This is a genomic window from Photorhabdus sp. CRCIA-P01, from assembly GCF_003545805.1.
Taxonomy (GTDB): Bacteria; Pseudomonadota; Gammaproteobacteria; order Enterobacterales; family Enterobacteriaceae; genus Photorhabdus; species Photorhabdus antumapuensis.
On sequence record NZ_NMQR01000074.1, the window covers coordinates 1 to 12599 of the forward strand.

Below are 12599 nucleotides of genomic sequence, written 5' to 3' on the forward strand. Positions count from 1 at the left end.
GCTCAGGGATTATCATAAAACCCCAATCCACCTTCATAGCTAATACCATAGTCTTTACCATGAATATGAAAAGAGTGAAGATGGCCGTTATCCCAACCAAATGCAAACTGTAGGAGAAAATGCAAAGCGCCAAGTGACATGTCACAATGAATACGAAAACGTCGCCAAATCATCGGGCTAATATCGCGAATAGCCACTTTGACCTTATAGACAGACATGCTCCCCCCCTTTGTCACAATAAATACGAGAACGATCATACTAATTGATTAAAGGAATACCCCACACTTCTTTATGCTCTCGATTCTATCTGGTAAACGCTCATTAACGATTGCGCATATTAAAGCGCTTTCCAAGCGCTTCAACGTAAGGCCAGATCTGTTTCTCTAATGATTTTGTCATCGTGGCCGATAAGACAGCTGACAGGTGAAGAATGAGCAAATTTTTCGATAGTTTCAAAGATCGGGCTGTCATTATTTCCATATTATTTTCAAATAATTAATTGACATGCTACTGCGACATATTCGTTATCTGCTGGCAGTTGCCGAACATCAGAGCTTCACTCGCGCCGCCGAGGAACTTCATGTCTCGCAGCCGACCTTATCGCAACAAATCAGGCAACTTGAGGAGTCACTGCATGTGCAGTTATTCGACCGATCTGGAAGGAGTGTGCAACTCACCGACGCTGGCGAGGTATACACAAGTTACGCCCGTCGTGCATTGCAGGATCTGGATGCTGGGCAGCGTGCGATTCACGATGTACAGGATTTAAGCCGTGGATTGCTCAGGCTAGCAATGACACCCACCTTCACCACTTACTTCATCGGCCATTGGGTAGAACGTTTCAACGCACTTTATCCAGGAATTACGTTGAATATCAAGGAAATGACGCAAGATCAGATAGAGGTGGCTTTAGCGGAGAACCAGCTCGATCTCGGCATCGCATTCTCAGAAGTACGCTCCCCCGACATTGACAGCGAACCATTGTTCATCGAAACACTCAGTCTGATCGTTGGTCAATCGCATCGATTCATCGGTCAACAAACATCATTGACAGCGAAGATGCTGGAACATGAAGGATTAGCGCTATTAAGCAAAGACTTTGCAACGCGAAGCCATATCGATTTGTACTTCCAGAGACAGGGGATCACGCCGCGCATTGCAATTGAGGCTAACTCAATCAGCACAATCGTAGAGATTATCCGCCGGGGACGGCTCGCGACTTTGTTACCTGATGTCATAGCCCACGAGCAGGCCGGGCTCTATTCCATTGCCATTCAACCTCCGTTACCGCAGCGCAATGCCGTGCTGTTGTGGCGCAGCGGCGCGTATCGAAGCGCTGCGAGTCAGGCGTTTGCCAATCTGATCACGCACCGTTTCGATGTACACCAAGAAAGTGATAATTTCTGATAAACAGAAAACACAGTATGCTTGGTGGCTTCCAAGTTAGGACAGCCACCCCATAAGCTTGTTTCTAATGTAATCAGATGAAAGACGCTCCTGCTCTAAACGTGAAGACTGGAACCGGCCAGAGATGAGATCATTAAACAACTTTGCTTCATCCTCATTTAGCGATGAAGGACTGGATTCAACTGGATTTGGTTCAGGAACCATTCTATCTTCATGAGCTTTAACGGTTTCAACATCCATCATCAGGGATTCAATATCCACACACTTGTCTCTGGCGTCACTGAGAATAGACAAGCCCCAAGTATCAATATCTCCCCAATACCCTACACGCTTACCTCTCAACCATGCCGCATCCATCCAGGCGACGTTTTTCCCTCCTCCTATCACCGCTACTGTGTCAAGCATGTCGGGTAATGCCAAACCAGACTGTAAGTTTTCGACTACTAATATATTCGATGCTGGAAGTTCGTGCTGTTTAAGTAATTCACCAGGTATTTGAAGTATCGGAATTCCACCAAGCGCAGCCATCGCAGTATGACAAAGCGGTCTTATGGTTAACCAACCCTTGGGATTTGTTAAACAACCCAACCAAGCAGTAAGACCTCCAAATGCAGAAACCGCACCTTTGTGAATCACATCGGTCAGCTCTTCGATCAGGATTTGGTGGTTCTCAAGAAACTTAGTATCAATACCAATGAGAGGTAATGCTCTTAAATATTGTCCTTCCCCCAAGCCTGGCTTTAATTGTGGAAGAAGCTTTGCCAGTAATTCCGCATCTCTCAAAGAGAGTTTTTCCACAATATCTATACACTTAACCAATGCAGGATAGAGATCTTTATCAACCCGTAAGAATGGCTTCATATTTCTTTCCCATACCTTACTTCGGGAAAGGGCATCATTCCCTAAAAATTTGATCAAATGTTGCATCGATTCAATAGCAACAAAAGTCGGAATTCGCTGCTCAGACAACTCCCGGAAATTTTTGGAAGACCACTCCACAAGATCTTGGTAGGGAAATGATTTCCACTCATCAACAAACCGCTGAAAATGAACCATATCTGATATGGCAGAACTGCCTCTGGGGGGTTTTAAGCCAACACGAACAGGAAATGCTTTGCTGCCCAGTAACCGGGCCTTTAGTGAGGAAAGATTATCCCACTCACGTTGCCTAATGAGGTTCTTAACCTGCGCCGGTAATAACCCCCAGCGCACCCCATTCTGCTCTCTTTTCATATCAGTTTCTCAAGTTCGATACCTAAACCAGAAGCCTCGGCAGCTAACTTTTTCTCCTTCTCTTCCCCCATTCTCCGGTCAATTTCTTCCCAAGTGACTTCACATAAATGGCTATCGTGGTTTTCCTGGTCTCTTTCTGCAATGAGCAACGAGCGAGCCGATTCTCTCGCCAAATTCAGGTTTTTATAAGGCGTAATCAAATTAACGTGAATATGCAGTTCCCTAAATACTCGGAGCACACGCCGACTTACCGTTTCAGCCGTATTTGAGAATGCTTCATCCAGGAAAACAGTACAGTAAACCGGTCGATCATAGCCATTCGGCGTCAAAACATAGGCCAAACTTGCCGCAACAATAGTGGCCGCAAACGACTCTTTCTCCCCACCTGACTTTCCACTGGATGACTCCAATACATCACGAATCTCCCCCGTATTGATATCCAATTCTTCGGCATAAAATGACATCTGATAACGGGAATCAAGCAGCCTTAAACTTTCCAGTGTATTTGAGGAGCCTGGCGCACTTGCTTTCCCAAGGATCTCAACTACCTGAGCCAACTGACGAAACCGTGCTTCATGGTCATCACTGGTTACCTGACTAAGCACCTTACGCAGATGCTGTTCAAATTCATTAACATGCGGAAATTTCTCTCTCTTTGAACCCAGTTTTAAATGTGTCTCTGATCGAAACTCTGTACGCTTGAGGACCCGGTTAATGATGTCAATCCGCTCAAGGATATCTTCCCGTTCAGATTCAAGCTTAGTTTTAATCCGTGCCAGCGACTGCGTTGCATGCTTATTCAAACGTTCAATAAACTGTTCCACCAGGTTGGGAAGCCCTTCCTCTTCCAGTTGCCGTAAATGATTAAGATAATCAGGTAAGCTGCCAATATCACTTTGCCAGTCAACCGTAAAAACTTGCCATTTATCGTTAGACCTGAACGAAACCATAATGCTGATGGCTGATCTTTCCGCTCTGTCTTTATTGTTCCGGCTAGAATCTAACAGACGATCCAAATCTTCTTCAACTTTCGACACCAATTCAGCCATCCGGCTTAAATCGTTTTTATTAAGCACACCAACCCGCATCGCAAGTAACTGCCTGGCTGAATCAGGTAATCCCCTCGACGCTTTTACCTGCGCTTTGCTCCATTCTTCTTGCGCATTTTTCAGCGTATTTTTAACGCCACCAGAATCAGAGTTGAGCTGATTTAATGCCGATTGAATTTGAGCCAATTGATCTTTAGCCGATTCCCAACGCTCTCTGGCCTTATCAAGATCACCACCTGACTGTTCCAACACCTTAAGGTCAGCCTGCAAATCAGAAAGTTTTTCGTGCCAGTAAGGAGCATTAATATCATCCCAGCGATAACTTTGGATCTTCTCCCAAAGTATTTTACGATCAGAAACAGAATTCAAATCTTGACGGGCCTGGCTCACATTTTTCCCGGTTTCCGCCAGTTGCAGAGTTAAATCTTTTTTATCGTTATTAAGAATGGCTAAACGTGATTTATTTGAAAAACCCAGACACCAGCGTCTCCTGTCATCTATCCGGTGCTGATCTTTTTTCTCAAAGCGACCCTTATCCATGTGCATTAATCCCTGCTGTGTCATCGAAAACGGGGTTTGATCCAATTCTTCCGTATTCGAAACACATTGCAGGTCAAATCGCTGCAAGTGATGCTTGAGCCACTCCCGATAAGGGTGAGTGCGCCATACCAGTTTCCTTAAATAACCGTCAGGCTTAAACTCCGCCGATTGACCTAGGTTAGTCGCAGCATCATTCACAACTTGAACACGTACATGTAAACCCGTATGCCGAGCGTTTAACCAACGAGTCACCATCGAATAACAATGATGTGGCACAGCAAGTGTTGTTCGTAACCCGCCTAACGCCCTCTCTATCGCGCCTTGCCATATCTTTTCATGATCTTCGACGTCGATAAGCTCACCGATAAATACACATTGGTCTTTACTTAATTCTAAGGAGTTAACCAGTTCATCCCGCAGTTGCTGATATTTCACATCAATATTAGAATCCGGCCTTGCCTCGATTTCCCGAATTTCCTGAGAGATATCATGGATATTTGCTTGCAACTCACTGAATTTGGCACTAATGGTGGCAAACCTATCCTGATACTCTTCTTCGTCACGCTGAATACTGGCAAGCCTGACTGATGCTTCGGATTGATTTTTGAGAAATACAGCTTCCTCTAATATAACAGGGAGAGCCAGATCTTTGGCATGAGTTTGATATTGCGATGAAATTCGAACCACCCGATTCAATTGATCTTGGGTATGACCCATTTCTTTTCGAAGCGACTCTATTTTATCCCCGCCAAATTGAAGATATTCCTCATGTCTTCGTTCAACCAGCTTATCCGCATCGACTTTCTGCCCTTCAGCTTGCTTAATTTTGAGGGATAGTGCTTCAAGTTCAGCCTCAATATCAGCAATTTTCTCACGCCACAATTGTGCGAAGATTTCCCCAAAGTAGACCGGGAGGTTGTTTTTTTCGGCCGTGAATTCCTCAAATTCTTTCGTCTTTTTTTCGATAATTGAGCTGAGTTCAGGTAACCTGGATAAATGCTCTTTTTGTGCTCTTGCATCCACTAATTGACTATGAATTGCCACCAGATCAGCAAACTCTTCCACTACCTTTTTGGCATCATCTTTGACTGTACTCGGTTCAAGTACCAATTCACGAATCAACCCGGTTAAATCATCAATTTTTTTCAGGCCCAACGCCCGCGACAACAATGCAGGCGCATTCTTATTGTCCATATACAGAAGCTTTCGGTACAGCTCCTGATAATCGGAAAAATTATCATCACAGCATGTCATTGCCGGATCATCACGGAGCCATTGCTTGAATGATCGGGCATTACCATCCCCAAAGGCATCAAGCATTTCCTTAAGAGTCAGGTCTCTTTTGGCGACAATATAAACTCGTGTCACGTCCGCAAGCACATTCGTCGATTTAGTGATCCAGAAAAGGGCCGCAAGCGTGATTTTTGAACCATCATTACCCTGATATAAAGCTCTAAGCCCAGTCACCACGCCAGATTCACGCTTACTTCTGACTCTCGTACCCGCTCCATCATGGGCAGATCCAAAACTTCCCCGCATATAAGAAAGTAAAGTCCGGTCAGAACGATCACCCTGCGCCGCAGCCACATTAAAGGTTGCCCTTCCGGCAGGAAGGAGCAAAGCCATAAGGCCATCAATAAACGTCGATTTTCCCGCGCCATTATCCCCAGTAACCAAAGTTCCCATAGGATCGATCAACGCAGTATGCAAGCCGTTAAATGACCCCCAGTTATAAACTGAGAGTTCGGCTAATCTGATTTGACCAACATGAAATAATGAATCAGCCGAAAGAGTTTGATCAGTCATTTTCATCTCCTGTTTCCTCCTCTCCATCTTGATAATCAACAGCGTTGCTGCCATTTTTATTTAGCTCAATCCCCTTATCACTCGCCATTTTCAGGTATTCATTAAGCATATTTTCGAGAAATTCAGCGCTGACGACGTAGCGGATCACCGGTGTAACCTCGAAGCGATCCTCACTTCCCCGCACTGAACTCAATATTTTTTTCGTCACCATTTTCTCAAGAGCACCCTTGAGTTTTCTCCGGTCAGATTTAGTACTGTTTGTCAGCGGTAAAAACGGTGTCAAATGGGATTCTATACGCTCGATATCAATGATAATCCTTTGCTCACCTGACGTTTCCCGATCCTGATAGTGTTTGCGCAGCACTAACAGCAACAACGTATCGTATAAAGAGAGCGTCCTTCGGCTAATGAGAGAGACAACCTCTTCATCATCTATGCCCAATGATTCGGTATCTTCCTCATTTTGAAAACCGGCTATAAAGGCGACACCTGCTTTCTCATCTAAAACCAGCTTCAAATAGACTTCCGACAGATGTTTGCGTACAGCACATTGGTATCGACAAAGCGATTCAAACAACTTGGCTTTCTGAGAAGACAATATAACGCCCTGACGCAGCAAGCTAACCAGCACCCGGCGCGCATCAGGTGGCATGCTACTACTTGAACTTTCAGAGTGATCACTGGCTAACACATCATCAACTTCAACGGATGAGCTTTTATTGGCAGCGACATCAGATTCAACAGCGGATGTGCCTGTAAGCGGGTTATACCCTGATTGAGTATGATGTTTTATCAACTGATCGAAGAACCCTGTTTGCTGCTCTTTCTGAGGATCTGAATCAGACTTATCGAGGGTTGCGGGGGTACCATTATCTTTATTCAACTTTTTGTCTTTATGCATTCCAACCCTCACACAATGATATCTACAGCCACTTTCTATTCACCATTACAGGACCAATTCATCCAAACTGTCTGGAAACAGGTCGGCACTCAGCAGAAAAGTGGGGATAGACGCCCGCAAGCGAACTCCCTGTTTGTCACTCATTTCAATTGATTCCTTCTCTTCCAATAATGCCGCCCCGACAGATTTCGCAACCCGCAAATAGGCAACTAACTCTTCCAACCCTGAATTAAGCGGGTGATAATGTGCAATAGATGCAATCGTCATTGGACCAAACTCTTTTAACGTTTCTAACGCCCTCTCAGCAATCAACCGGATTTGAACAGTATCAAGGCAATCCAGCATCTGTATACTCGGTTCTCGAGAGTTAAACTGCTCTTCAACACCTGAGGTATCCAGCTTTTCATCGGGTGATTTAAGGAGCATACTTTCGGGAGAACTAATACTTGCCGCCCCAACGGGCAATGAAAGAGCTGTTGTTGTTTGCAAGTTGCAATCAGCATTCTTCAATTCAACAGCAAGTCGTTCCAATTGACCCAGCAATCTATCAACAGCACGATTTTCTTGAGCAGTGCCACTCTCTATGTAAGCACGCAAGCTCTCTTCTGTCCTTCGTCTGATTTGAAAAACTCGGTCACTCTCACGGCTCAATTCTCGCATAAGCTGACTTAAGAATTGCCGTTGCGGGGTACTTAAGTGTTCTGCGACCGGGCGATTTAAAATGCTTCGAAGCTGATCCCGCAGCTCCATAGTTCTATTTTGATCACATAACAAATCAAAAAAACTCTCAAACGCACTACCGGCATCCGTTTTAGCCAGCAACGCTTCTTTTTCTAAAACAGCAAGAAGGACATCTCCTCTGGTAGAGTCTCCCTCAATAATTTGAATACGAATTTCCTGATCCAACCGACGAATTTCATCTTCAACACGGCGGAAATCACCCGTTAAAACAGAAGCCAACTGGTAGATCTCACGAATTCTTTCCCGCTGCTCAACCTCGGTCAGTTCGGTTACAATGCCTGCCTTCAGGGCATCAATCTCTCTCTGAATTTCGGATTTTCTATCTTCCAAAAGCGTGACACGCTCATCGACATTTGGGCTAATCGCCACCGCAAAGTCCCTGACTGCTTCCTGAACAATTCGAAGATGAGACGCAGTGGTTCCTGATCGGCGCTCATCAAGTCCCTGACTAAAACGGAGCGCAATTTCACTGGCATCCGTTTTAGTTAATGTGTCATCCATCTCACGCAACCAGCCTTCCCGAATCCATTTATTGAGATAAGTGCCGGCACCCGTTTCCGTTTCCCAAAGACCAAGTTCACGACAGCGTACCAACTCTGCATCAAGTGACACGCGGGCACGACTAAAAGGAACTTCACTATCCTCCGAAAACAACTCCCCCAAAAATGCCAAAATTAAAGGGGAATTATCAGCTCTTAACAGTTTCCAGGCAGCACTTTCCTGAAATAGACGGCGGTACTTTGCCTGTAGCCCTTGGAAGTTCAACTTGCCTCCCTCTGTGTAATTATGAGGAAAAAGCGATTAAATAAGTACTAGCCCATCACCACCCTTTCCAAAAAACTACCACCAAGAATTTTGTATAATTCACAATCAAATAAAAACCATATCATCATGTTTTTTATTATGTCAATGCCTGTTATTAACTATTGTAATTAGTAGGTGCTGTGATCAGAGAGAGAATTAAGCTGATAAACAATGTCTCAATTATCATCAGCAAGGGAAGCAGCGGAAGGTACCCCTTCGACGTTAAAGATGGGCGGTCTGTCCAGACCGCCCCGATGCAAACAGTGGAAAATTCCTACGCGTTACTTCCTGCGGACAGGCAAACCCGTACCGCGAACGCCATCCTGTGGTAAAACCAGCACCGCTACCGACCAAGCGGGCAACGTGACTGTGCCATCTTTTGCTATTCTGATACCCGCCGCTAGCGAAGCGCTACCTAGCTCGCTCTGAATATCATTCAACTTTAATCCTCTGACGTTAAGATCTCTCACTGTAGCAATATGTGGTGCAGCGTTGATCATCACGACAAGGCCGTCGAACCTCAAATCACGGTCGTCATTGGTAGCGGAACCGTCATCTATAGTCATTACGAACAGCCCAAGCTGCTGATGCGGCCCAACATTACGAAAATCAACGCGTTGTTTAACCGATGCACCATCGCCGAGAGACATCAGGGGTGAAAATTGACGCAAACGCGCCAGTTCCTGATAAAAAGCCGTCATCTGTAATAATTCAGTTTTGCCCGGTTTATCCACCACATTTTTCACTTTTTCAATCAATGCGTAATTTTCGCCATCAACACGCTGATCCGGCATACCAACATCATAGTTGTTATCCTGGTAAGTGTAGCTAACTCGATTAAACCAATCGCCGGAGTTATAGGAATCACGGGTAAAAGATTTTGAACGCAGTAGCTCCGATCCGTGTTGAGCGAAAGCCAACCCCTGCCCAAGGAACGTCGTAGCGAGGGATATTGCCTGCATACGAACCCGCGTTGCCAGATCCGCCTCACATGCCGCTTTATAGCTAATTATGTCCCACAGTGTTTGGTTATCATGTTTGGAGACATAATTGATCACCTCAATCGGATCAGCGGCATAACCGGCTATAGCCCCTTTGTAGTTAATGTCCCTACCTGTTTTCACTGCCCCATCTTTATTAATCATGACAAAATCAGCTAGGTTGCCCGCCATGCCAAGACGTACCAGATCCGCCAGATGACGCGCCTCATTAGCGTCTAACCAAGCCATTTCGTTAGGTAAAGTACCAACACCATTGCCCACCCCCTGGTTAATGCGAATGCTATCAGCAGAATCAAACGGCCCACCACCTTGTACCGCGTCACGCAGTCGATCAGAGAAAGTACCAATCCCGGTGCCTTTTAGGTTAATCTGTGAAGCGATTTCGAAACGGTCGTCCTGCCCGGAGTTCCAACCTTCACCGAAGAAATAGACAGATGGGTTAATCGCGCGTACTTTTGCCAGCGCTGATAAGATCTGTGCCTTGGGATGATAGCCCATTAAGTCAAATCGAAACGCGTCGATTTTATAGTCCTTAACCCAAGTCACCAACGAGTCTTCAATGAGTTTAGCGAACATGCGGTGCTCTGGCGCCGTATCGTGACAACAAGTGTTAGATTCAACATTGCCCGTGATCTCATCCAAACGATGATAGTACCAAGGCACGACCTTATCCAATACTGAAGATGGGCGTGTTGGACCAGCCGCGTTGGTGTGGTTATACGCTACGTCCATAATCACATTCATTCCCAATTGCTGTTTGATGGCCTGAATCATGGAGCGAAACTCTTTTATACGTACCGAACCTTCCGCATCTGTGGCATAAGAACCTTCCGGCACCGAGTAATGGAATGGATCATAGCCCCAATTGTAAGAATCAGTCTCTGCAATCATTGCATTCAACTCTTGTACCTGTGGGCTATTAGCGCTGTCACCGCTCTTTAGCTCCTGCAATACTTCACCCACGGTCTGTGAACTATTGCAATAATCAGCGAAACGGCTGCTCTTCACCTTTGGGTTGACTTGGCACAAACGACTGAATGGATGGTTGAGATCAGCGACTTGGTTACTAAATTCATTAATGGAAGCCACATCAAATACTGGCAACAGCTCTATATGAGTGACTCCAGCCTGACTCAGTGCTTTAAGATGTTTGAACATATCGCTGTTGTTAGCAGTCAGAGCCAGATATTTACCTCGCCAAGCTTCCGGCATTGTATTGTCTGCAACAGAGAGATCACGGACATGAGCTTCATATATGGTCATGCGCGCAATGTCCGCGGGTGTATTTTGCGAGCGTGGCATGATCAAACTTTCCCAGTTTTGCGGTTTTAGCGCCTCGTCATCCAACTTGATGACTTGACTGTATTCCGAATTGGTGGACAGACTGTGGGAATAGGGATCAGTAACCTCGTAGTGCTCCACATTACGGGGAAATGGATGGTACACCGTTAAAGCATAGCGGTAGTAAGTACCAACCAGCTCTTTATCACCTTGCCACGACCAAGAACCACTAGCAGGATCACGGTTCATTGCATGATTGGCGATGACCTGTTTATTTGCATCATAGATAACCAACCCAACATGTTGAGCAGTAGGTGCCCACAAGCGAAAGGTAACACCGGTATCGTCGACTAGCGCACCATATTCCAGTGCGTCAGCGGCATTGGCGAAGTGGTCGTCCAACACGCCAGCCGTTTGTACTTGAGTCGCCGACAACAGCAAACCCGCTTCATTGGTAGCCAATGCCACCAGATCACCGGTAAGTAATGTCTCAACATCCGCATCCTCTGGCAGGCCGAACGCAGTTAACTTCTTCAAGTGCGGAAATCGTTCAGCCGTCTTCTGGCTTAGAGTGGTCGGTGTTAGCGTCAGATAGTTATCAGTGAAGTTTCCTTCATCATTAGCTTCCACCTTACCATTCCGGCTGTAATATAAGCGGATATGGGGCTTATCCGCTCCACCCGACCACAACAGAGTTTGATTATCAACCCAATGTGCCGAAGCCTGAGAAACGCCAAACACAGAATTAAAGGCTTCCGCACGACTGCGATAGATTTGATGACTGCCAGGTATCATAGAAACGGTTCGGTTACTAAAATCGGAGAAGGAGATTCTCAGGTCACTGTTGATCAATTTATTGTTGTTACCATCACGCACAATAAAGTTGATACAGCCTTCGTTCTTCGTTAATGGCACAACCCAGTAAGGGCCATAACTATCGCTGCCAGCGGGAGTGGCACTGGTGTCGTTCCAATTCAATGAAGGAGAAGCCAAAGCATCACAACTTTCATCATTCCATAAATAGAGGCTATTGGTACTGTAGTCACGATTTGTTGTCGGATCGCTTTGACTTAATTTGGCAATGTCCACCAAGTGGATCACTGCCTGAAACTCGCCGGCAATAGCAGCTTCACCCGGTATTTTAATAGGGAGATGCGCTATTGGCTCTTTAGGGGGATGAGGTGAAGAACCATTGTTATCACAGCCTGCCAGCAAAACGAATGAACCGCTTAATATGGCCGAGTAAGCCTTTTTCAAGAAGTGAGCTACCATAATCAGACCTTTTAATAGTAAGAAGTTATCGACGATATTATTGCGAATGAATTAAATCGGAAATATTAAATAATGTCTCAGATAGGTCAGCATCCTCCTCATTTTGACACAAATAGGGATGAGGGATCAGGTGGAGATACTTTTCGTGATATCGCGCACGATAATTAATGTAATAATTTCTTATTACATAAGGTTCATGTGAGCTTATTTGTATTATCCCACCAGCTACAATTTGAAAAAATGTTAAGCACACTCATTGTCATTTTTATATATACCCGTAATCATTGAAGATGCTTGATTTTATCCGAAATGGAGATCATTATCCTCGCTATGAAAATATTTATTACATCAGAACAAAAAATCAAACTTGAGCGTCTTCACGACACCACTCGCGATGGTCAAGTACGAGACAGAATAAAAGCTATCCTTCTGGCTTCTGAAGGGTGGAGTTCTGTGATGATAGCTCAGGCATTGCGACTCCATCAGACCACGGTTGACCGCCATATCAGTGATTACCTTAATCACGGTAAACTTAAATCGGGTAATGGGGGGTCTGACAGTTTA

The 12599-nt window shown here is 45.2% G+C and carries 8 protein-coding genes; 2 read left to right on the top strand and 6 right to left on the bottom strand.

All coding sequences use genetic code 11. The features are described from left to right. Nucleotides 1-2: 2 nt before the first annotated feature. Nucleotides 3-218: an IS1096 element passenger TnpR family protein gene (locus D3222_RS22370; protein WP_118987693.1), complete on the bottom strand. Its 216-nt coding sequence runs from the start codon at nt 216-218 to the stop codon at nt 3-5. A gap of 286 nt (nt 219-504) precedes the next feature. Between D3222_RS22370 and cynR the strand changes: the two genes are divergently transcribed. Beyond that, a complete protein-coding gene (cynR, locus tag D3222_RS22380; RefSeq protein WP_118988083.1) occupies nt 505-1407 on the top strand; it encodes a transcriptional regulator CynR in 903 nt (300 codons plus the stop codon). Between the two features lie 36 nt (nt 1408-1443). Here cynR and D3222_RS22385 read toward each other — a convergent pair whose 3' ends face one another. The 5 genes from D3222_RS22385 to pulA form a co-directional block, all read right to left on the bottom strand. Then, complete coding sequence (locus D3222_RS22385; RefSeq protein ID WP_118988084.1) at nt 1444-2640, bottom strand: DUF3322 domain-containing protein; 1197 nt, start codon at nt 2638-2640, stop codon at nt 1444-1446. Next, complete coding sequence (locus tag D3222_RS22390; protein WP_232832632.1) at nt 2637-6035, bottom strand: ATP-binding protein; 3399 nt, start codon at nt 6033-6035, stop codon at nt 2637-2639. Before D3222_RS22390 ends, D3222_RS22385 begins: the two co-directional genes overlap by 4 nt. After that, nucleotides 6028-6936, bottom strand: a complete 909-nt coding sequence (locus D3222_RS22395) for a DUF4194 domain-containing protein (RefSeq protein ID WP_118988086.1) — start codon at nt 6934-6936, stop codon at nt 6028-6030. Before D3222_RS22395 ends, D3222_RS22390 begins: the two co-directional genes overlap by 8 nt. A gap of 45 nt (nt 6937-6981) precedes the next feature. Further along, nucleotides 6982-8442 carry a DUF3375 domain-containing protein gene (locus D3222_RS22400; RefSeq protein WP_118988087.1) on the bottom strand — a complete coding sequence of 487 codons (1461 nt, stop codon included), beginning with the start codon at nt 8440-8442 and terminating at the stop codon, nt 6982-6984. A gap of 320 nt (nt 8443-8762) precedes the next feature. After that, the gene (gene pulA / locus D3222_RS22405; RefSeq protein WP_118988088.1) at nt 8763-12035 is read right to left on the bottom strand and encodes a pullulanase-type alpha-1,6-glucosidase; all 3273 of its coding nucleotides are present in this window, start codon (nt 12033-12035) and stop codon (nt 8763-8765) included. A gap of 330 nt (nt 12036-12365) precedes the next feature. On the opposite strand from pulA, the gene D3222_RS22410 reads away from it, so the two are divergent. Further along, the coding region (locus D3222_RS22410; protein ID WP_157975285.1) for a helix-turn-helix domain-containing protein at nt 12366-12599 on the top strand (234 nt) is incomplete at its 3' end.

What these genes read in the sequence shown, in the direction of transcription:
- D3222_RS22370 (WP_118987693.1), bottom strand. Translation starts at nt 218, where the DNA reads ATGTCTGTCTATAAGGTCAAAGTGGCTATTCGCGATATTAGCCCGATG.
- cynR (WP_118988083.1), top strand. Translation starts at nt 505, where the DNA reads ATGCTACTGCGACATATTCGTTATCTGCTGGCAGTTGCCGAACATCAG.
- D3222_RS22385 (WP_118988084.1), bottom strand. Translation starts at nt 2,640, where the DNA reads ATGAAAAGAGAGCAGAATGGGGTGCGCTGGGGGTTATTACCGGCGCAG.
- D3222_RS22390 (WP_232832632.1), bottom strand. Translation starts at nt 6,035, where the DNA reads ATGACTGATCAAACTCTTTCGGCTGATTCATTATTTCATGTTGGTCAA.
- D3222_RS22395 (WP_118988086.1), bottom strand. Translation starts at nt 6,936, where the DNA reads ATGCATAAAGACAAAAAGTTGAATAAAGATAATGGTACCCCCGCAACC.
- pulA (WP_118988088.1), bottom strand. Translation starts at nt 12,035, where the DNA reads ATGGTAGCTCACTTCTTGAAAAAGGCTTACTCGGCCATATTAAGCGGT.